The 19,149-nt window shown below is 64.9% G+C and carries 19 protein-coding genes; 9 read left to right on the forward strand and 10 right to left on the reverse strand.

Annotated elements, in window-relative coordinates:
• Positions 1 to 129 precede the first annotated feature (129 nt).
• The gene (locus tag CCOS191_RS04945; protein WP_038706754.1) at positions 130 to 1,386 is read left to right on the forward strand and encodes an ATP-binding protein; all 1,257 of its coding nucleotides are present in this window, start codon (positions 130 to 132) and stop codon (positions 1,384 to 1,386) included.
• Positions 1,386 to 1,946, forward strand: coding sequence for a response regulator transcription factor (locus CCOS191_RS04950; protein ID WP_023632665.1), 561 nt, complete (start codon positions 1,386 to 1,388; stop codon positions 1,944 to 1,946). The genes CCOS191_RS04945 and CCOS191_RS04950 overlap by 1 nt, the downstream gene beginning before the upstream one ends.
• Before the next feature lie 149 nt (positions 1,947 to 2,095).
• Here the strand turns inward: CCOS191_RS04950 and CCOS191_RS04955 are convergent, their stop codons facing one another.
• On the reverse strand, positions 2,096 to 2,284 hold the full coding sequence (locus CCOS191_RS04955) for a hypothetical protein (protein WP_046854282.1): 189 nt from the start codon (positions 2,282 to 2,284) through the stop codon (positions 2,096 to 2,098).
• A 14-nt stretch (positions 2,285 to 2,298) separates the two neighbouring features.
• The gene (locus CCOS191_RS04960; protein ID WP_046854283.1) at positions 2,299 to 3,933 is read right to left on the reverse strand and encodes a hypothetical protein; all 1,635 of its coding nucleotides are present in this window, start codon (positions 3,931 to 3,933) and stop codon (positions 2,299 to 2,301) included.
• 190 nt (positions 3,934 to 4,123) lie between these two features.
• On the opposite strand from CCOS191_RS04960, the gene CCOS191_RS04965 reads away from it, so the two are divergent.
• The 6 genes from CCOS191_RS04965 (at position 4,124) to CCOS191_RS04990 (ending at position 9,825) form a co-directional block, all read left to right on the forward strand.
• Entirely contained in the window at positions 4,124 to 5,065 is a 942-nt protein-coding gene (locus CCOS191_RS04965) for an AEC family transporter (RefSeq protein ID WP_046854284.1), read from the forward strand.
• Positions 5,066 to 5,114: 49 nt separating this feature from the next.
• Positions 5,115 to 6,470, forward strand: a complete 1,356-nt coding sequence (locus CCOS191_RS04970; RefSeq protein WP_046854285.1) for an amino acid permease — start codon at positions 5,115 to 5,117, stop codon at positions 6,468 to 6,470.
• Positions 6,471 to 6,936: 466 nt separating this feature from the next.
• Entirely contained in the window at positions 6,937 to 7,605 is a 669-nt protein-coding gene (locus CCOS191_RS04975; protein ID WP_046854286.1) for a FadR/GntR family transcriptional regulator, read from the forward strand.
• Positions 7,606 to 7,618: 13 nt separating this feature from the next.
• Complete coding sequence (locus tag CCOS191_RS04980) at positions 7,619 to 8,899, forward strand: CynX/NimT family MFS transporter (protein WP_046854287.1); 1,281 nt, start codon at positions 7,619 to 7,621, stop codon at positions 8,897 to 8,899.
• Between the two features lie 115 nt (positions 8,900 to 9,014).
• Positions 9,015 to 9,485 carry a nuclear transport factor 2 family protein gene (locus tag CCOS191_RS04985; protein ID WP_046854288.1) on the forward strand — a complete coding sequence of 157 codons (471 nt, stop codon included), beginning with the start codon at positions 9,015 to 9,017 and terminating at the stop codon, positions 9,483 to 9,485.
• A 43-nt stretch (positions 9,486 to 9,528) separates the two neighbouring features.
• Entirely contained in the window at positions 9,529 to 9,825 is a 297-nt protein-coding gene (locus tag CCOS191_RS04990; RefSeq protein ID WP_046854289.1) for a GIY-YIG nuclease family protein, read from the forward strand.
• Between the two features lie 57 nt (positions 9,826 to 9,882).
• On the opposite strand, the gene CCOS191_RS04995 is transcribed toward CCOS191_RS04990, so the two are convergent.
• From CCOS191_RS04995 to yejK, 3 genes are all read right to left on the reverse strand, one after another.
• A complete protein-coding gene (locus tag CCOS191_RS04995; protein ID WP_046854290.1) occupies positions 9,883 to 10,146 on the reverse strand; it encodes a DUF3077 domain-containing protein in 264 nt (87 codons plus the stop codon).
• A gap of 133 nt (positions 10,147 to 10,279) precedes the next feature.
• Positions 10,280 to 10,522, reverse strand: a complete 243-nt coding sequence (locus tag CCOS191_RS05000; protein ID WP_046854291.1) for a hypothetical protein — start codon at positions 10,520 to 10,522, stop codon at positions 10,280 to 10,282.
• 353 nt (positions 10,523 to 10,875) lie between these two features.
• Complete coding sequence (yejK, locus tag CCOS191_RS05005; RefSeq protein ID WP_046854292.1) at positions 10,876 to 11,883, reverse strand: nucleoid-associated protein YejK; 1,008 nt, start codon at positions 11,881 to 11,883, stop codon at positions 10,876 to 10,878.
• Between the two features lie 392 nt (positions 11,884 to 12,275).
• On the opposite strand from yejK, the gene CCOS191_RS05010 reads away from it, so the two are divergent.
• Complete coding sequence (locus CCOS191_RS05010) at positions 12,276 to 12,557, forward strand: HU family DNA-binding protein (protein ID WP_004882926.1); 282 nt, start codon at positions 12,276 to 12,278, stop codon at positions 12,555 to 12,557.
• A 47-nt stretch (positions 12,558 to 12,604) separates the two neighbouring features.
• Here CCOS191_RS05010 and rlmF read toward each other — a convergent pair whose 3' ends face one another.
• From rlmF to CCOS191_RS05035, 5 genes are all read right to left on the reverse strand, one after another.
• Entirely contained in the window at positions 12,605 to 13,555 is a 951-nt protein-coding gene (gene rlmF, locus CCOS191_RS05015) for a 23S rRNA (adenine(1618)-N(6))-methyltransferase RlmF (RefSeq protein ID WP_046854293.1), read from the reverse strand.
• A 119-nt stretch (positions 13,556 to 13,674) separates the two neighbouring features.
• Positions 13,675 to 16,521, reverse strand: a complete 2,847-nt coding sequence (locus tag CCOS191_RS05020) for a valine--tRNA ligase (protein ID WP_046854294.1) — start codon at positions 16,519 to 16,521, stop codon at positions 13,675 to 13,677.
• A gap of 128 nt (positions 16,522 to 16,649) precedes the next feature.
• Positions 16,650 to 17,021, reverse strand: coding sequence for a hypothetical protein (locus CCOS191_RS05025; protein WP_046854295.1), 372 nt, complete (start codon positions 17,019 to 17,021; stop codon positions 16,650 to 16,652).
• Between the two features lie 5 nt (positions 17,022 to 17,026).
• Positions 17,027 to 17,455 carry a DNA polymerase III subunit chi gene (locus tag CCOS191_RS05030; protein WP_023629112.1) on the reverse strand — a complete coding sequence of 143 codons (429 nt, stop codon included), beginning with the start codon at positions 17,453 to 17,455 and terminating at the stop codon, positions 17,027 to 17,029.
• A gap of 50 nt (positions 17,456 to 17,505) precedes the next feature.
• Positions 17,506 to 18,999 carry a leucyl aminopeptidase gene (locus CCOS191_RS05035; protein ID WP_046854296.1) on the reverse strand — a complete coding sequence of 498 codons (1,494 nt, stop codon included), beginning with the start codon at positions 18,997 to 18,999 and terminating at the stop codon, positions 17,506 to 17,508.
• Positions 19,000 to 19,149 lie beyond the last annotated feature (150 nt).

A 19,149-nucleotide genomic window follows, 5' to 3' on the forward strand; every position in this document is an offset into this window, starting at 1 on the left:
GTGTAGAGGGTTCAAAAGTGCCATCATGAATCTATGACAAAGTGTGGCGCTTTGCCGCATCGCTGCAGTGGAGCGCCCGGCTTCGGTATACTCCAGCCGATTTTCCTGGAGCACTCATTGGGAGAGCTCATGCTCGCCGTCGCACATCCGTTGTCCGCCACACGCCAGAACCTCTGGCGCCTGACCTTCATCCGCATCCTCGTCCTCGCGGCCCAGGCGGGCTCGGTAGGCGTGGCCTACTGGACCGAGCTGCTGCCGCTGCCGTGGTTCTCGCTGGCAGTCACGCTGGCCCTGTCGTCGCTGCTGTGCGCGTTCACCGCCCTGCGCCTGCGCCTGTCGCTGCCGGTGACCGAACTCGAGTACGCCCTGCAGCTGGCCTGCGACCTGCTGATCCACAGCGCCCTGCTTTATTATTCGGGCGGCTCGACCAACCCCTTCGTCTCCTATTACCTGGTGCCATTGGCCATCGCCGCGGTGACCTTGCCGTGGCTCTACTCGCTGGTGCTCTCGGGTATCGCCCTGGTGGCCTACAGCCTGTTGCTGGTGCAGTACTACCCGCTGGAAACGCTGCCGCTGGCGCGCGACACCATGCAGGTCTACGGCATGTGGCTGAGCATCGCCCTGGCTGCGGGGGTGATCACCTTCTTCGCCGCGCGCATGGCCGAGGAGTTGCGCCGCCAGGAGAACCTGCGTGCCGAGCGCCGCGAGGAAAGCCTGCGCGACGAGCAGTTGCTGGCCGTGGCCACCCAGGCGGCCGGCGCCGCCCACGAACTGGGCACGCCGCTGGCGACCATGAGCGTGCTGCTCAACGAAATGCGCCAGGACCACGCCGACCCGCTGTTGCAGGAAGACCTGCAGATCCTCCAGGACCAGGTCAAGCTGTGCAAGGAGACCCTGCAGCAGCTGGTGCGCGCCGCCGAGGCCAACCGGCGCCTGGCGATCGTCGAGCAGGACGTCACCGCCTGGCTCGACGAGGCGCTCAACCGCTGGCACCTGATGCGCCCGGAAGCCAGCTACCGCTTCCAGCGCCTGCGCGATGGCGTGGTGCCGCGGCTGACGCCGCCGCCGGACCTGACCCAGGCCCTGCTGAACCTGTTGAACAATGCCGCCGATGCCTGCCCGGACGACCTGGAGGTGCGCCTGGACTGGGACGCCCAGGACATCGTCATCAGCATCCGCGACCATGGACCGGGCGTACCGCCGGCCATTGCCGAGGCGATCGGCAAACCTTTCATTACCACCAAGGGCAAAGGCTTCGGCCTGGGCCTGTTCTTGAGCAAGGCCAGCGTGACGCGTGCGGGCGGTTCGGTGAAACTCTATAGTCATGAGCAGGGTGGCACCCTGACCGAATTGCGCCTGCCCCATGGCAAGCGAGGAGATGCATGATGAGCGAAGAAAACCAGGTCGAAGGCGAAGAGCTGCCGCACCTGCTGCTGGTGGATGACGACGCCACCTTCACCCGGGTGATGGCCCGGGCGATGTCGCGTCGTGGGTTCCGTGTAAGCACTGCGGGTTCCGCCGAGGAAGGCTTGAAACTGGCCGAACAGGACCTGCCCGACTACGCCACGCTGGACCTGAAGATGGAGGGTGACTCGGGCCTGGTGTTGCTGCCCAAGCTGCTGGAGCTGGACCCGGAGATGCGCGTGGTGATCCTGACCGGTTACTCGAGCATCGCCACGGCGGTCGAGGCTGTCAAGCGCGGGGCCTGCAACTACCTGTGCAAACCGGCCGACGCCGACGATGTGCTGGCGGCGCTGCTCTCGGAGCATACCGACCTGGATACCCTGGTGCCGGAAAACCCGATGTCGGTGGATCGCCTGCAGTGGGAGCACATCCAGCGCGTGCTGGGCGAGCACGAGGGCAATATCTCCGCCACGGCGCGGGCGCTGGGCATGCACCGGCGCACCTTGCAGCGCAAGCTGCAGAAGCGTCCGGTCCGACGCTGAAGTCCACTGGGGGCGCTGCGCGCCCCATCGTCGCGGTTCGTCGCCACGACAAGCCGGCTCCCACAAGGATCATCGATGCCCTGTGGGAGCCGGCTTGTCGTGGCGACGAACCGCGACGATGGGGCCACGTAGTGGCCCCCTGCGTTTTGTCAGGCTTTCCCTCCCGAGCGGTCAACCCGTACCGCCAGCTGTCCTGCTCCCGATGGCGCCTCGAACGCCACCTGTCCGCCTGCCGGCACTTTCGCCCGGCCAATCACCTTGCCATCACGCAGCAATTCCAGCGGCATGCCTTCCATCGACTGGCCCGAAGCGAGTTCCAGTTTGACCTTGATATTCATCGGTGACCTCCTTGTCACGCGTTGCGATCGATATAGAGCGTTGTCTTTGCGTCCAGGCTGGCGATCAGCTCCGGTGAACCGCCGCGGAACTGGCGGAACAGGTTGCGCCCGCGTTGCTTGCCGTCCGCCGGCACCTGCACGCTCGGGTGGAACTGGTCGGTGAGCTCGGCATAGCCGCTCCATGGGCCAATGTACGACTCGTTGAGCTGGTCGGTGATGCTGAAGGCATAGCGCACCGCGTTGCCCCGTTGCCAGTTCAGGCCATCGGGCTCACGGCGCTCCCAGCCGGTGATCACCGGCGAGGTGGCGGGGGCATCGATGAAACCGGTGGGCTTGTTCGGCTTGTAGTCCTTGAGCAGCAGGTAGGTGCTCCAGCCCCACCAGTCGCCAATGCGATTGCGGTCGTTGAGGTCGTTGACGTCCTTGCGCCGCAGCACCGCCTTGCCGTCCTGGAAGTACAGCGCGGCGAAGTTGCCGGGCACCAGGTCCTGTTCGGCGGCGCGCAGGTCGGGCGCCAGGCGCAGGGCCGAAAAGTCCTTGGCCTGGGGCACGCGGCCCTCGGCGAAGGCCTGGAACACTTCATCGACCGAGCGCTGCACGGCGCGCGCCACTTGACGACGGTTGGCCACATCGACGCTGTCGAAGTAGCGCTTGTCGCCGTAGGCGCGCCATTGCTCGCCCTCGGCATTGCGCACGGCCAGGCCGTACTTGCTGTCCTCGTCGTGCATGAAGCGCGAGATCAGCGAGCCGACGTCGCTCGGCGTGACGGTGTCGGCCAGGGCCTTGCGCGGTACCCGCAGGTGGCCGGCGGAGAACAGGTCGGTGAGGAAGTGGTCGGCGAAGGCGTTCATTGCATAGGCCAGTTGCAGGTCGCGTTCGGCGCCGCTGGCGCGGGCTTTCAGCGCCTGCTGCAGGGCGGCGGCGTGGCCGGCCTGGTAGGCCAGCAGCGCCCAGGGGCCGAAATGGTCCCAGTTGCTGGCGGCCAGTTTCAGGTAGCGCCCCAGGGGGAACAGGTCGGAGGCGAAGCTGCCGCCGCCGGTAATGCGGTTCCAGCGTGCCGACAGGCTGTCGCCCAGTGCGTCATAGGCTTCATGGGGCTGTCGGCCATCCTTGATGGCCTGGTTGGCGGCGCGGATTTCTTCCTGCATGACCGCGAGGATCTGTTCGGCTTCCGCCTTGGCCGCCGGCAGGCGCGCCAGGGAGTCGAAGGCCTGGATGAAGCGCTCGATCCGTTCGGCGTCGCTGCCGCCATCGGCGATCGGGCGCTCGGGCAGGCCGTAGAAGTCGCCGCCCAGGGCGATCACCTGGCCATAGGTCAGGTTCAGGCCGTTGGGCAGTGGCAGCGGCGACTGATGGGCGGGGATGCCTGGTTGGCCCACCTCGTAACGCAGCAGGGCGTTGTCGCCGATGGCGGTGTGTTCGGCGCCTTCGAAGAATAGCTCCGGGCCGCGCTGCGCAGCTTTGCCGCCAGCCGACGGTGGCGCAGGGCGGTGATACTTGAGGGTGTGGTGACCGTGCATGACCAGCACCAGATGGCTGTCGGGGCCGGGCAGGGCGACGCCCTGCTCATCGAACAGCTGGTCGAGGTCAGCGACCACCAGCGTGGCCTGGGCTTTCGCGGCCACAGGTGCAGCGTGCATTCCTGACATGATTTGCTCCTTGCAATGTCTGGATAATCCATTTTTATACTGTATGCATATACAGTAATATGCATCATATGCAGGAAATTTCCTACGTCAAGACCCCTTTGTGCTGGCATCTGGCAGCTGTGGCGGGCGCAAGCCCCCGGCTCTCACGTATGATTGCGCTCCCTAACGGCATTTCCCGGGACCACGTTGCATGCTCGCCCTACTCATCCAGACACTGAACATCACGGCCCCTGTGTTCGCCATGCTGTTCATGGGCGTGCTGCTCAAGCGCATCCGCTTGATCGACGACAACTTCAACCGGGTCGCCTCCAAGCTGGTGTTCAACGTGTGCATGCCGGCGCTGCTGTTCCTCGGCATCTACCATGCCGACCTGGCGTCGGCGGTGAAACCAGGGGTGATGCTCTACTTCGTCGGCGCGACGCTGGCGTGCTTCGGCCTGGCCTGGGGCCTGGCGATCTGGCGCTGCCCGCGGGCTGACCGCGGCGTCTACACGCAAGGTGCGTTTCGTGGCAACAACGGCGTGATCGGCCTGGCACTGGCGGCCAGCCTGTATGGCGACTACGGTATATCCCTCGGCGCGGTGCTGGCCGGGCTGGTGATCCTCATGTACAACTCGCTGTCGGCGGTGGTACTGGCGGTGTACAGCCCGGACCTGAAGTCCGACCCTTGGAGCATCTGCAAGAGCATCCTCAGCAACCCGTTGATCCTCAGCGTGCTGGTGGCAACACCCATGGCCTACGGCCAGGTGCCGCTGCCCAACTGGCTGCTGACCTCCGGTGACTACCTGGCGCAGATGACCCTGCCGCTGGCGCTGATCTGCATCGGCGGCACCCTGTCGCTGGCGGCCCTGCGCGACAGTGGCAGGCTGGCCGTCGATGTCAGCTTGGTGAAGATGGTCTGGCTGCCGCTGCTGGGCACCCTGGGTGCCTGGCTGTGCGGGTTCCGTGGCGCCGAGCTGGGCATCCTGTTCCTCTACATCGCCAGCCCCACCGCGGCGGCCAGCTATGTGATGGCGCGGGAGGCCAACGGCAACCATGAACTGGCGGCGTCGATCATCGTGATCACTACACTGATGGCCGCCGTCACCACGAACATCGGGATTTTCTTCTTGCAATGGGGTGGATGGATCTAGCCCATTTGCAAGCAAAACCAATAACACTGCCTCACCTAAAGGACACTTCATGCAAGACCAGAGCACGCCCGAGCGCTTGCAGCGCGGGCTGAAGAATCGCCATATCCAGCTGATCGCGCTGGGCGGGGCCATTGGCACCGGGCTGTTCCTGGGCATCGCCCAGACCATCCAGCTGGCCGGCCCGTCGGTGCTGCTGGGCTACGCCATCGCCGGCCTGATGGCCTTCCTGATCATGCGCCAGTTGGGCGAGATGGTGGTCGAGGAGCCGGTCGCCGGCAGCTTCAGCCACTTCGCGCACCAGTACTGGAGCGAGTTCGCCGGTTTCGTCTCGGGCTGGAACTACTGGGTGGTGTACGTGCTGGTCGGCATGGCCGAGCTCACGGCCGTGGGGATCTATGTGCAGTACTGGTGGCCGGACTTCCCGACCTGGGCCACTGCGGCGATCTTCTTCGTGGTGATCAACGCCATCAACCTGACCCAGGTGAAGGTATATGGCGAAATGGAGTTCTGGTTCGCCCTGGTCAAGGTGGTGGCCATCGTCAGCATGATCGGCTTCGGCGCCTGGCTGCTGAGCAGCGGCCACGGCGGGCCGGATGCCAGCGTCGCCAACCTGTGGCAGTACGGCGGCTTCTTCCCCAATGGCGTCACCGGGCTGATCATGGCCCTGGCGGTGATCATGTTCTCCTTCGGTGGCCTGGAGCTGGTGGGCATCACCGCCGCCGAAGCGGCCAACCCGCGTGAGAGCATCCCGAAGGCGACCAACCAGGTGGTCTATCGCATCCTGATCTTCTATATCGGCGCGCTGGCCGTGTTGTTGTCGCTGTACCCCTGGCAGAAGGTGGTGCAGGGCGGCAGCCCGTTCGTGATGATCTTCCACGAACTGGACAGCGACCTGGTGGCGACCATTCTCAACATCGTGGTGTTGACCGCCGCGCTGTCGGTCTACAACAGCTGCGTGTACGCCAACAGCCGCATGCTGTTCGGCCTGGCCACGCAGGGTGACGCGCCGCGTCAGCTGCTCAAGGTCAGCCGCCGTGGCGTGCCGCTCACCGCGTTGGGCGTGTCGGCCTTCGCCACCGGCCTGTGCGTGCTGATCAACTACCTGATGCCGGGCGAGGCCTTCGGCCTGCTGATGGCCCTGGCGGTGTCGGCGCTGGTGATCAACTGGGCGAGCATCAGCATCACCCACCTGAAGTTCCGCAAGGCCAAGCTGGCGGCCGGCATCACGCCGTTCTACAAGAGCCTGTGGCACCCGCTGAGCAACTACCTGTGCCTGGCGTTCATCGTGCTGATCCTGGTGGTGATGTACCTCACCCCGCCAATCCGTATCTCGGTGATGCTGATCCCGGCGTGGATCGCCGTGCTGTGGGTGGCATTCCGGATGAAGAAGGCACGTCAGGCCTGATCTGGCCTGTTGCGGCTTCAGGGGCATCTCTTTCAAGGCCTTGGATGCGAGGATTGTTGAGCGCATCAGGGCCACCAGGTGTCCGCCGTAACTCTTGCAGTGTCGATGAGATCGAGCGCCGCCCGCGCGGCGCATCGCGGATGAATCCGCTCCTACATTTGTTGCAACGTACCGAACCTGTAAGGCCATGGTTGCCAGCCTTGGCGCATGTCTTGGGACGAGTGGGAAGGCGGCAATGCCCACCAAGAAATGGCGTCGAGCGCGCAAAGCCTACAACCATGACCTATCAGGCATGGCCACGTTGCAACAAATGTAGGAGCGGATTCATCCGCGATGCGCCGCGCGGGCGGCGCTCGATCTCATAGGCACTGCAAAGCTTGCGGCTGACACCTGGCAGCCCTGATGCGCTCAACAACCGCACCTTGCTCCCTGTTCACCAACCCGCTATCGTCAAGCAATTCATCCGATGACTGGACGTAAGCCACCCGTGACCCCGCTCATCAAACGCAGCCTGGTAGAACAAGCCGTAGACCAGCTCCGCGAGCGCATCGCCCAGGGCACCTGGTCAGTAGGCCAGCGCCTGCCCACCGAACCGGAGCTGGCCAGCGACCTGGGCATCAGCCGCAACACCGTGCGCGAGGCCATGCGCGTCCTGGCCTTCAGCGGCCTGGTGGAAGTCCGCCAGGGCGACGGCAGCTACCTGCGCACCGCCGTGGACCCGCTGCAGGCCGTGCAGGTGATGTCGCGCTGCGCCGTCGAACACGCCCGCGAAACCCGCCATATCCTTGAAACACAAGCCATCGGCCTGGCCGCGTTGCGCCGCACCGAAGCCGACCTGCAGGCACTGCGCGACGCACTGCAACACAGCGCGCAGCACTACCACGGCGATGTGGATGCCTATGTCGAATGCGACCTGGTCTTCCACCAGCGCCTGGTGGACTCCGCCCACAACCCCGCCTTGAGCGAGCTGTACCGCTACTTTTCCGGCGTGGTCGGCGCGGCCCTGCAGCACAACATGACGACCGTCCCCCGTTGCCAGGCCGTGTTCGACCTGCACGGGCAGATCCTCGACGCCCTCGAACAACGCGATCCGGAGCGGGCCAAGCACCTGAGCCGGACCCTCATCGAATCCTGACCACGAGAAGGCCATGGCCGAACAACTGACCCGCAACACCGCGCCCCGCGAGGCGGATCTCGAAGAATTGCTGATCGACGCCGAGGCCGACGATGAGCAAGTCCAGCAACAGCCTGTGGTGCTGCGCCGGCCCTGGCTGTTGTTGCTGGGCCTGGTACTGGTGGCGCTGAACCTGCGTCCGGCGCTGTCGAGCATGTCGCCCGTACTCGGGCAGGTGTCCGAAGGGCTGGGGCTCAGCGCATCGCAGGCGGGCCTGCTGACCACCTTGCCGGTGCTGTGCCTGGGGCTTTTCGCGCCGCTGGCGCCGATCCTGGCACGACGCTTCGGCAGCGAACGGGTCATCCTCGGCATCTTGCTGACCCTGGCGCTGGGCATCCTGGTGCGCAGTGCCCTGGGCGCCACCGGCGTGTTCATCGGCAGCCTGATGGCCGGTGCGAGCATCGGCATCATCGGCGTGCTGCTGCCCGGCATCGTCAAACGCGATTTCCCACAGCATGCAGGCACCCTGACCGGCGTCTACACCATGGCGCTGTGCCTGGGCGCGGCGATGGCCGCCGGTGCCACGGTGCCCTTGACCCGCCACTTCGATGACAACTGGGCGCTGGGGCTGGGCTTCTGGGTGCTGCCGGCGCTGTTGGCTATGCTGGTGTGGCTGCCGCAGTCGCGCCAGGGCCATGGCGTGCACAAGGTGGCCTACCGAGTGCAAGGCCTGTGGCGCGACCCGCTGGCATGGCAGGTGACCCTGTACATGGGCCTGCAGTCGTCGCTGGCCTACATCGTGTTCGGCTGGCTGCCGTCGATCCTCATCGGCCGTGGGCTGAGCCCGACCGAGGCGGGGCTGGTGCTATCCGGCTCGGTGATCGTGCAACTGGTCAGTTCGCTGAGCGCGCCATGGCTGGCGACGCGCGGCAAGGATCAGCGGCTGGCCATCGTGGTGGTGATGCTGGTGACCCTGGGCGGGCTGTTCGGCTGCCTGTACGCGCCGCTGGAAGGGCTGTGGGGCTGGGCAATACTGTTGGGGCTGGGCCAGGGCGGCACCTTTGCCCTGGCGTTGACCTTGATCGTGCTGCGCTCCAAGGACGCCCATGTGGCGGCCAACCTGTCGAGCATGGCCCAGGGCGTGGGCTACACGCTGGCTTCCATGGGGCCGTTCGCGGTGGGGCTGGTGCATGACCTGACCGGGGGCTGGGGCGCGGTGGGCTGGATCTTCGCGGTACTGGGGATCGGCGCCATTGTGTTCGGGTTGGGTGCCGGGCGTGCGTTGCATGTGGGGGTGGTCAGCGAGCGGGTCTGAGGTCTGCTGGCACCTGGTTCGGGCTTCGGTACCATTCATGGCGCAAATGGCTGTGGCGCCAAAGCCGGGCCCGGACTATCTTGCGCTTCTCGAGCCCAAGCACGGATAACCGCCAATGAGCGATGCCAACAGCGCCCTGATCACCCGTTTCTACCAGGCCTTCCAGCGCCTGGACGCCGAGGCCATGGTGGCCTGCTACAGCGACGATATCGTTTTCAGCGATCCGGTCTTTGGCACCTTGCGCGGGCAGGATGCCGGGGACATGTGGCGCATGCTCACCCGCCGCGCCAAGGACTTCACCCTGACCTTCGACAACGTGCGCAGCGACGAACGCGGCGGCGGCGCGCATTGGGTGGCGACCTATCTGTTCAGCCAGACCGGGCGGGTGGTGGTCAACGATATCCAGGCGCGCTTCGTGATCCGTGACGGGCTGATCTGCCAGCACGACGATACCTTCGACCTGTGGCGCTGGTCGCGGCAGGCCCTGGGCATGCCGGGCGTGCTGCTGGGCTGGTCGCCGATGTTGCAGAACAAGGTGCGCCAACAGGCGTTCAAGGGGCTTCGCGCATTCCAGCAGGCGCGCTGAGGCGTTAAGCTGGCGGCCTTCTTCCGTTGCACCGAACCGAGCCGTGAGCGAAACAGCGCCTTCCCCCGACTGCAAACCCTGGTACGTCTATCTGGTGCGTGCCGCCAACGGCTCGCTGTACTGCGGTATCAGCGACGATCCGCAGCGGCGTTTCATCAAGCACCAGAAAGGGCAGGGCGCGCGGTATTTCAAGACCAGCCCGGCGCAGGCGCTGGTGTATGTGGAGCAGTGGCCGGACAAAGGCGAGGCGCTGCGCCAGGAGCGTTTGGTGAAGAAGCTGCGCAAGGCGGCGAAGGAGGCGTTGGTGGCGTCCTATACCGGTGTCGCCACGGCCCCATGACACGTTGCGGTGCCTTGGCCATGCATACCCTTGGCGCCGCATAGCCTCGCGATATTTCTAGTGCTTCATGCCTAGTTCGGCATCATCCATCAGCGCCTTGGCCAGGGCGCTCAGGTAATACGACGCCCAGAGTAGCTGGGGCTTTTCTTCCATGATCCCGGTGATGGTCAGGTCGCGTACGCAGCCCATCAGCTCCGAAGCCTGGTCGCGGGCGTGCTGGCAAGGGATGCCGGGCTCGATGCAGAACAGCGGTTCGGTCATGCCTTCGCCCTGGTAGAACTTGGTCTTGCCGGCGGTGGTGGGGGTGTTGTCTGTGGTCATGTTGTTCTCCCTGAAATGGTCGGTGCCTGTGCGGGCGCTATCGCGGGACAAGCCCGCTCCCACGCAGCCAAGTACTGCGAAGTCCTGGCGTGGGAGCGGCGGTTCGCCGCTGCGACTTGCCCCGCGATTGGGCTTAATGCAACGTCGGCGCTTGCGCCGGCATCTGTACCTGGATCAACGCCGCTTCGAGCAACACACGCAGCGACTCCATCTCATGCATCGACGCCATCATCAGCACGGCGGCCGGCGACCTGGGTTTGAGCTGCACGGCATGATGGGCCACGGTCAAGGCGCACAGGGCGTACTCGGTGGCCTGGATAAGGGTGTCTTCGAGGGAGTGAGGGTTGTGGGGTGGATCGGGGACAATCTTCAGCATGATGAATCCTCAATTTGAGATGGAACCATCACCATTCGCTGTCAAACAAAGGGTGGCAGCTGTACATGGGTTGACAGACCGGTCAAATAGAGGAAACCCGGCGCACCCGAAGATGCCCCACGCACAGCCGCCATAAAGGCAAAGCCATACGGTTCGTATTTGAGTCGGCCTGTCAAAGCACGGTCGCTGAATGTGCAGCGACCGTCCGAGACTAGAGGCCAACCCAGACCACCGCAATGGCTTGAAAGGGCTTGGGAGTATGTTTGGGAAATGGACTACAGGGAATGGGGAAAGTCTTATAAACAGGCGATCTGCTCCAGCTCGCCGGAGGGCGCAACGCGCCCCCGACCCTCTCAGTCCTTGCGCCGTTTCAGCTGATCGATCAGCTGGGTCGGCAGGCCTTTGATGACCAGCGTCCCGGCTTCTTCGTCATACTCGACCTTCGAGCCGAGCAGGTGCGCCTCGAAGCTGATCGACAAACCCTCGGCACGCCCGGTGAAGCGGCGGAACTGGTTGAGGGTGCGTTTGTCGGCCGGGATCTCCGGCGACAGCCCATAGTCGCTGTTGCGGATATGGTCGAAGAACGCCTCGGGGCGGTCTTCGTCGATCAGGCTGGAGAGCTCTTCCAGCGTTACCGGCTCGCCCAGCTTGGTCTGGGTGGTGGCGTAGTCGACCAGGGTCTGGGTTTTTTCGCGGGCGGACTCTTCCGGCAGGTCCTCTTTCTCGACGAAGTCGCTGAAGGCCTTGAGCAGGGTGCGGGTCTCGCCCGGGCCATCCACGCCTTCCTGGCAGCCGATGAAGTCGCGGAAGTAATCCGAGACCTTCTTGCCGTTCTTGCCCTTGATGAACGAGATGTACTGCTTGGAGTTCTGGTTGTTCTTCCACTCGGACAGGTTGACCCGCGCCGCCAGGTGCAATTGCCCCAGGTCCAGGTGGCGCGAGGGGGTCACGTCGAGCTCGGCGTTAACCGCCACGCCTTCACTGTGGTGCAGCAGGGCGATGGCCAGGTATTCGGTCATGCCTTGCTGGTAGTGGGCGAACAGCACGTGGCCGCCGGTGGACAGGTTGGACTCTTCCATCAGCTTCTGCAGGTGCTCGACGGCAACACGGCTGAAGGTGGCGAAGTCTTTCTCTTCGTCCTGGTACTGCTTGAGCCAGCCGCTGAACGGATAGGCGCCGGATTCGCCGTGGAAGAAGCCCCAGGCTTTGCCTTGCTTGGCGTTGTAGCTGTCGTTGAGGTCGGCCAGCAGGTTCTCGATGGCGTCGGAGGCCGCCAGTTCGCTGTCGCGAGCATGGAGCACGGCGGGGCTGCCATCGGGCTTCTTGTCGATCAGGTGAACGATGCAATGACGGATTGGCATGGAATTCTCGGTGATAGGAGCGGTGAAAAGCCGCGCTGCAAAAGGCGTTCAGTTTAACCCAGGGCGAGGGTGGTGCAGTGGCCAGATGTTGGCGTATATGTCGGTTGTTCGTTTTTTGTTCAATTTTTTGCGATTTTTCTGAAAACCCCCGAAAAACCTGAACAAAAACGCGGTCGGCAGCGGATATTTATCGATTCCTGTGGTAGCTTTGCGCGGTCTTGCGCCCCTTGGGTGGCGCATTGCTGGCAGATCGCTTGCGCGGTGTCGAACCAAACGCCGATTTGCGTATCTACATACGCGATCGACGCGGCCTCTGGATTGTCCCGGGCTGGCCCGACCACCGACCAAGCACGCTGCACAACCACTGAATTTGATAGGGAAGGAACACCACCATGGCACTGACCAAAGACCAACTGATTGCCGATATCGCTGAAGCCATCGACGCGCCGAAAACCACCGCGCGTAACGCCCTGGAGCAACTGGGCCAGATCGTCGCCGACCAACTGGAAAACGGCGCCGAAATCACCCTGCCAGGCATCGGCAAACTGAAAGTCACCGAGCGTCCTGCCCGTACCGGCCGCAACCCTTCGACTGGCGCTGCCATCGAAATCGCTGCCAAGAAAGTCGTCAAGTTCGTTCCAGCCAAAGTGCTGACCGACTCGATCAACAAGTAATTGTTGATTTGACGAAACCGCGCCCGGCTTGCCCGGGCGCGGTTTTTTCATGCCCGTGATTTACGCAGGGCGTGCCATTGCTGGCGTGCGCCATCGTCCTGGAAGCTCCAGGCGACCATGCGGCTCTGCTTCTGCCCCTGGCCCATCTCGATGATGCGCAGGGCCTTCACCCCGGCCTTTTTCAAGGCTGCCTCGATACCCGGCAGGTTGCTGGCCTTGGACACCAGGCTGGTGAACCACAGCACCTGGGCGGCGTACTGCGCGCTTTCGGCGACCAACTGGGCGACGAAGCGGATCTCGCCACCTTCGCACCACAGTTCATTGTTCTGCCCGCCGAAGTTCAGCACCGGCAGCTTGCGCTTGGGGTCCTGCTTGCCGAGGTTCTTCCATTTGCGCTGGCTGCCGCGGGTGGCTTCCTCGCGCGAGGCGTGGAAGGGCGGGTTGCACAGGGTCAGGTCGAAGCGCTCGTCGGCCTGCAGCAGGCCGCTGAGGATGTGCTTGCGATCGGCTTGCAGGCGCAGGCCGATGGCCTTGTCGAGCTTGTTGGCCTGGACGATGGCCTTGGCCGAGGCCAGGGCCACGCTGTCGATGTCGGAGCCTGTGAAGCGCCAGCGGTAGTCGCTGTGCCCGAGCAGGGGGTAGATGCAGTTGGCGCCGACGCCGATGTCCAGGGCGTGCACCTGGGCGCCGCGGGGGATTTCGCCACCGTTGTCTTCGCCCAGCAGGTCGGCCAGCACATGGATGTAGTCGGCGCGGCCGGGGATCGGCGGGCACAGGTAGTCGACGGGGATGTCCCAGTGCTGGATGCCGTACTGGGCCTTGAGCAGGGCGCGGTTGAACACCCGCACGGCTTCAGGGTTGGCGAAGTCGATGCTGGGCTTGCCGTAGGGGTTGGTGATGGTGAAGCGGGCCAGGTCCGGATGCGCCTTGATCAGGGCGGGGAAGTCGTAGCGGCCCTGATGGCGGTTGCGCGGGTGCAGGGTGGGTTTCTGGGTCATGGTGGGGTCCTGAAAAAGCATCGCCGGCAAGCCGGCTCCCACAGGATAGTGCAGTACCTGTGGGAGCCGGCTTGCCGGCGATGGGCTGCGAAGCAGCCCCCTATGGCTTCACGTTTGAATTACAGCGCAGCAATCCGCGCATGCTGTTCGGTGAAGTTGGCCAGGGCCTGCTCCGATTCGGCCAGCTTGGCGCGTTCCTTCTCGATCACCGCAGGCGGAGCCTTGTCGACGAAGGCGGCGTTGGACAGCTTGCCGCCGACGCGCTGGACTTCACCCTGCAGGCGCTGGATCTCCTTGCTCAGGCGCGCAAGCTCGGCGTCCTTGTCGATCAGGCCGGCCATTGGCACCAGCACTTGCAGGTCACCCACCAGGGCGGTAGCCGACAGCGGTGCTTCGTCCTGCTCGCCGAGCACGGTGAACGATTCGACCTTGGCCAGCTTCTTCAGCAGGGCTTCGTTTTCCTGCAGGCGACGCTGGTCGTCGGCGTTGGCGTTCTTCAGGAACAGCGGCAGTGGCTTGCCCGGGCCGATGTTCATCTCGGCGCGGATGTTGCGCAGGCCGACCATCAGCTCCTTGAGCCACTCGATGTCGCCTTCGGCGGCGGCGTCGATGCGGCTTTCGTTCGCTTCAGGCCATGGCTGCAGCATGATGGTCTTGCCGTCGATGCCGGCCAGCGGCGCGATGCGCTGCCAGATCTCTTCGGTGATGAACGGCATGAACGGGTGGGCCAGGCGTAGCGCCACTTCCAGCACGCGCACCAGGGTGCGGCGGGTGCCACGGGCACGCTCGACCGGGGCGTTCTCGTCCCACAATACCGGCTTGGACAGCTCCAGGTACCAGTCGCAGTACTGGTTCCAGATGAACTCGTACAGGGCCTGGCTGGCCAGGTCGAAGCGGAACTGCTCGAGCTGGCGGGTCACCTCGGCTTCGGTACGCTGCAGCTGCGAGATGATCCAGCGGTCGGCCAGCGACAGCTCGTAGGCCTCGCCGTTTTGGCCGCAGTCCTCGCCCTTGTCCAGCACGTAGCGGGCGGCGTTCCAGATCTTGTTGCAGAAGTTGCGGTAGCCTTCGACGCGGCCCATGTCGAACTTGATGTCACGACCGGTGGAAGCCAGCGAGCAGAAGGTGAAGCGCAGGGCGTCGGTGCCGTAGCTGGCGATGCCTTCGGGGAACTCGGCCTTGGTCTGCTTGGCGATCTTCTCGGCGAGCTTGGGCTGCATCATGCCGCTGGTGCGTTTTTCCAGCAGGGCGTCGAGGGTGATGCCGTCGACGATGTCCAGCGGGTCGAGCACGTTGCCCTTGGACTTGGACATCTTCTGCCCCTGGCCATCACGCACCAGGCCGTGCACGTAGACGGTCTTGAACGGTACCTGCGGGGTGCCGTCCTCGTTCTTGATCAGGTGCATGGTCAGCATGATCATCCGGGCGACCCAGAAGAAGATGATGTCAAAGCCGGTGACCAGTACGTCGGTGGAGTGGAACTTCTTCAGGAACTCGGTCTGTTCCGGCCAGCCCAGGGTGGAGAAGGTCCACAGGCCCGAGCTGAACCAGGTGTCGAGGACGTCGTCGTCCTGGCGCAGCTTCACCTCGCTGCCCAGGTTGTGCTTGGCGCGCACTTCGGCCTCGTCGCGGCCGACATAGACCTGGCCGGCCTCGTCGTACCAGGCCGGGATGCGGTGGCCCCACCACAGCTGGCGGCTGATGCACCAGTCCTGGATGTCGCGCATCCACGAGAAGTACATGTTCTCGTACTGCTTGGGCACGAACTGGATGCGGCCGTCTTCGACGGCGGCGATGGCAGGCTCGGCCAGCGGCTTGGTGGAGACGTACCACTGGTCGGTCAGCCATGGCTCGATGACGGTGCCGGAGCGGTCGCCTTTCGGTACTTTCAGGGCGTGGTCGTCGATGCTGACCAGCAGGCCTTGGGCGTCCAGGTCGGCGACCATCTGCTTGCGCGCGACGAAGCGGTCGAGGCCGGCGTACTGGGCCGGCAGCGAGGTATCGAGCTGCTCGTTGACGCTGCCGTCGAGGTTGAACGCCTGCACCGCGGCCAGCACGGTGGCGTTCTTGTCGAAGATGTTCAGCAGCGGCAGGTTGTGGCGCTTGCCGACTTCGTAGTCGTTGAAATCGTGGGCCGGGGTGATCTTCACACAGCCGGTGCCGAATTCGGGGTCGCAGTAGTCGTCGGCGACGATCGGGATCAGACGGCCGACCAGCGGCAGTTTGACGAACTTGCCGATCAGGGCCTGGTAGCGCTCGTCGGTCGGGTTGACGGCAACGGCGACGTCACCGAGCAGGGTTTCCGGACGGGTGGTGGCGACCACCAGGTGATCCTTGCCGTCGGCGGTCTTGGCGCCGTCGGCCAGCGGGTAGCGCAGGTTCCACAGGTGGCCCTTCTCGTCGTGGTTTTCCACTTCGAGGTCGGAGATTGCCGTGTGCAGCTTGGTATCCCAGTTGACCAGGCGCTTGCCGCGGTAGATCAGGCCGTCTTCGTGCAGGCGCACGAAGGCTTCCTTGACTGCCTCGGAGAGGCCGTCGTCCATGGTGAAGCGCTCGCGGCTCCAGTCCACCGACGAGCCCAGGCGGCGGATCTGGCGGCTGATGTTGCCGCCCGACTGGTCCTTCCACTCCCAGACCTTCTCCAGGAACTGCTCACGGCCCAGGTCGTGGCGGTTCTGGCCCTTGGCCTCGAGCTGGCGCTCGACCAGCATCTGGGTGGCGATACCGGCGTGGTCGGTGCCCGGCTGCCACAGGGTGTCGCGCCCTTGCATGCGGCGGAAACGGATCAGGGCGTCCATGATCGCGTTGTTGAAGCCGTGGCCCATGTGCAGGCTGCCGGTCACGTTCGGCGGCGGGATCATGATGGTGTAGGACTCGCCTGCACCTTGTGGGGCGAAATAGTTCTCGGACTCCCAGGTGTTGTACCAGGAAGTTTCGATGGCGTGCGGCTGGTAGGTCTTATCCATGCGCGGCGGGACCCTTAGGCATTAATTCGGGAAAGCCGGGAAGTATAACCAAGCTGCGCGTTTCAAGACAGGTGTAGCGGGCAAGCCCGCTTGTGGGAGCGGGCTTGCCCCGCGATGCGGACGAAGGGTTACTCGGAACGCTTGAGCAACCGTTCCAGCCGCGCATCGAGGCGGCGCTTGATCTCGGTCTCGATGTGCGGGGTGAAGTCGTTGATCACGTCCTGCATGATCGACTGCGCCGCGGCGCGCAGTTCGGCGTCCAGATGCAGCAGGGTGTCCTGGCGGCGGGTCTGGGCATCCTCTTCAGGTGCAGGAGTCGGTGCAGGCGCTGCGGCGGCGGGCGCTTCGGCGCTCGGCTCGTCGAGCAGCAGGGGGATCTGCTCCACGGTTTCGGTCAGCAGGGGCGGTTGCAGGTCGGCGTCACCCAGCAGCTCGCGGATCGACTCGAGGTCGTCGAGCAGGTGGGCGGAATGGGTCAGGGAGTTCAGCTGCTTGTCCATCGTCGTCAGAGTCGCTGTAAGCGGTGGTCTTGCAGAGCATAGCCCTGTTCGCGGTAGAAACGGAATCGCTCGCGAGCGGCCAGGCGGATGGCCGGTTCCTCGACGACGATTTCGGCGACCCGTTCGAACTGGCCGACAAAGGCCGGAACCTCGCCACCCAGGTTGATCAGCAGGTCACGGTGTTGGCCAGCATCGGCGCCGACACCCAGCGCGACAACGGCGTCCGGATGCTGTTCGGCATGGTCGTGGGGCAAGAAGGCCTCGCCCTTGAACTGCCACAGGCGCAGGTCGAGCTCGCTGCGCTGCGCCTCGTCCTGGCAGTGCAGGTAGACCCGGTGGCCGAGGCGCCAGGCCTTTTCGCACAGCTTGCAGGCGAAATCCAGGCGCACCGACAGCGAGTCGCTGGGCAGGATGTAGAAATCGACTTTGCTCATGATCGTTCAGTGCCGGCCGGTGGCGCAGGGGCGCCACCGGCTGCGCGCCATCAGGCGCCGGCGCGGTCCAGCAGGTACTGGGTGAGCAGCGGTACCGGGCGGCCCGAGGCGCCCTTGTCCTTGCCGCCGCTGATCCAGGCGGTGCCGGCGATGTCCAGGTGCGCCCAGTGGTAGGCCTTGGCGAAGCGCGACAGGAAGCAGCCGGCGGTGATGGTGCCGGCCTTCGGGCCGCCGATGTTGGCGATGTCGGCGAACGGGCTGTCCAGCTGCTCCTGGTACTCATCGAACAGCGGCAGCTGCCAGGCGCGGTCGTCGGCGCGCTTGCCGGCGTCGAGCAGTTGCCCGACCAGCGCGTCGTCATTGCCCATCAGGCCGGAGGTGTGGCTGCCCAGGGCGACGATGCAGGCGCCGGTCAGGGTGGCGATGTCGATCACTGCCTGCGGCTTGAAGCGTTCGGCGTAGGTGAGGGTGTCGCACAGCACCAGGCGGCCTTCGGCGTCGGTGTTGAGGATCTCGACGGTCTGCCCGCTCATGGTGGTGACGATGTCGCCCGGACGGGTGGCGCCGCCGCTCGGCATGTTTTCGGCGCAGGCCAGCAGGCACACCAGGTTGATCGGCAGTTGCAGCTCGAGCACGGCGCGCAGGGTGCCGAACACGCTGGCGGCGCCGCACATGTCGTACTTCATCTCGTCCATGCCGGCGCCGGGCTTGAGGCTGATGCCGCCGGTGTCGAAGGTGATGCCCTTGCCGACCAGCACGAACGGTTTTTCGTTCTTCTTGCCGCCCTGGTAGTTGAGCACGATCAGCCGTGGTGGCTGGTCGCTGCCCTGGCCCACGGCGTAGAACGCGCCCATGCCCAGGTCCTTGATCTTCTTCTCGTCCAGCACCTCGACCTTGAGGCCCTTGTGCGCCTTGCCCAGGTCCTTGGCCTGCTCGGCGAGGAAGCTCGGGTGGCAGACGTTCGGCGGCAGGTTGCCCAGGTCGCGGGTGAAGGCCATGCCGGTGGCGATGGCGCTGGCATGCTTGACGGCGCGCTCGGCCTCGGCCTGGCCGGCCTTGGCGGTGAGCAGGATGACTTTCTTCAGGGCGCGCGGTTCGGCCTTCTGGCTCTTGTAGCGGTCGAACACGTAGTTGCCGTCGAGCAGGGTCTCGGCCAGCAGGCGGTACTTGCCGTAGTGGCCATCGCGGCCGGTGACGGCGATGTCGTCCAGGGCCAGCACGGCGTCGCCGCCACCCAGGCCCTTGAGCACGCCGGCGACGCTGGCCACCAGCTTGCGCCAGGCGCGGTCGCCGAGGGCTTCGTCCTTGCCGCTGCCGACCAGCAGCACGCGCTCGGCCTTCAGGCCCGGCAGGCTGTGCAGCAGCAGGGTCTGGCCCGGCTTGCCGGCCAGGTCGCCACGCTTGAGCAGCGCGCTGATGGCGCCTTCGGTGGCCTGGTCGACGGCCTTGGCGGTGGCGCCGAGCTTGCGCCCTTCACCGACGGGTACGACCAAGGTTGCGGTCTTGACGGATACAGCGGCTACGCTTTTTACAACCAATTCCATGTCTGGGGTCCCCGAATGATCTGTCTGTCAGTGGGCGCTGTCTTTCGCAGGCGCTCGGAAAACGCGGCTGACGGGCGCTGCCTGCCAGCGGAAAAGCTGCCAGTTTGAGCCCGCCGCGACCACGATGACAACCCCGATATGCGCCATGGT

Source organism: Pseudomonas sp. CCOS 191 (genome assembly GCF_001007005.1).
Classification (GTDB): domain Bacteria; phylum Pseudomonadota; class Gammaproteobacteria; order Pseudomonadales; family Pseudomonadaceae; genus Aquipseudomonas; species Aquipseudomonas soli.

What these genes read in the sequence shown, in the direction of transcription:
- CCOS191_RS04945 (WP_038706754.1), top strand. Translation starts at nt 130, where the DNA reads ATGCTCGCCGTCGCACATCCGTTGTCCGCCACACGCCAGAACCTCTGG.
- CCOS191_RS04950 (WP_023632665.1), top strand. Translation starts at nt 1,386, where the DNA reads ATGAGCGAAGAAAACCAGGTCGAAGGCGAAGAGCTGCCGCACCTGCTG.
- CCOS191_RS04955 (WP_046854282.1), bottom strand. Translation starts at nt 2,284, where the DNA reads ATGAATATCAAGGTCAAACTGGAACTCGCTTCGGGCCAGTCGATGGAA.
- CCOS191_RS04960 (WP_046854283.1), bottom strand. Translation starts at nt 3,933, where the DNA reads ATGTCAGGAATGCACGCTGCACCTGTGGCCGCGAAAGCCCAGGCCACG.
- CCOS191_RS04965 (WP_046854284.1), top strand. Translation starts at nt 4,124, where the DNA reads ATGCTCGCCCTACTCATCCAGACACTGAACATCACGGCCCCTGTGTTC.
- CCOS191_RS04970 (WP_046854285.1), top strand. Translation starts at nt 5,115, where the DNA reads ATGCAAGACCAGAGCACGCCCGAGCGCTTGCAGCGCGGGCTGAAGAAT.
- CCOS191_RS04975 (WP_046854286.1), top strand. Translation starts at nt 6,937, where the DNA reads ATGACTGGACGTAAGCCACCCGTGACCCCGCTCATCAAACGCAGCCTG.
- CCOS191_RS04980 (WP_046854287.1), top strand. Translation starts at nt 7,619, where the DNA reads ATGGCCGAACAACTGACCCGCAACACCGCGCCCCGCGAGGCGGATCTC.
- CCOS191_RS04985 (WP_046854288.1), top strand. Translation starts at nt 9,015, where the DNA reads ATGAGCGATGCCAACAGCGCCCTGATCACCCGTTTCTACCAGGCCTTC.
- CCOS191_RS04995 (WP_046854290.1), bottom strand. Translation starts at nt 10,146, where the DNA reads ATGACCACAGACAACACCCCCACCACCGCCGGCAAGACCAAGTTCTAC.
- CCOS191_RS05000 (WP_046854291.1), bottom strand. Translation starts at nt 10,522, where the DNA reads ATGCTGAAGATTGTCCCCGATCCACCCCACAACCCTCACTCCCTCGAA.
- yejK (WP_046854292.1), bottom strand. Translation starts at nt 11,883, where the DNA reads ATGCCAATCCGTCATTGCATCGTTCACCTGATCGACAAGAAGCCCGAT.
- CCOS191_RS05010 (WP_004882926.1), top strand. Translation starts at nt 12,276, where the DNA reads ATGGCACTGACCAAAGACCAACTGATTGCCGATATCGCTGAAGCCATC.
- rlmF (WP_046854293.1), bottom strand. Translation starts at nt 13,555, where the DNA reads ATGACCCAGAAACCCACCCTGCACCCGCGCAACCGCCATCAGGGCCGC.
- CCOS191_RS05020 (WP_046854294.1), bottom strand. Translation starts at nt 16,521, where the DNA reads ATGGATAAGACCTACCAGCCGCACGCCATCGAAACTTCCTGGTACAAC.
- CCOS191_RS05025 (WP_046854295.1), bottom strand. Translation starts at nt 17,021, where the DNA reads ATGGACAAGCAGCTGAACTCCCTGACCCATTCCGCCCACCTGCTCGAC.
- CCOS191_RS05030 (WP_023629112.1), bottom strand. Translation starts at nt 17,455, where the DNA reads ATGAGCAAAGTCGATTTCTACATCCTGCCCAGCGACTCGCTGTCGGTG.
- CCOS191_RS05035 (WP_046854296.1), bottom strand. Translation starts at nt 18,999, where the DNA reads ATGGAATTGGTTGTAAAAAGCGTAGCCGCTGTATCCGTCAAGACCGCA.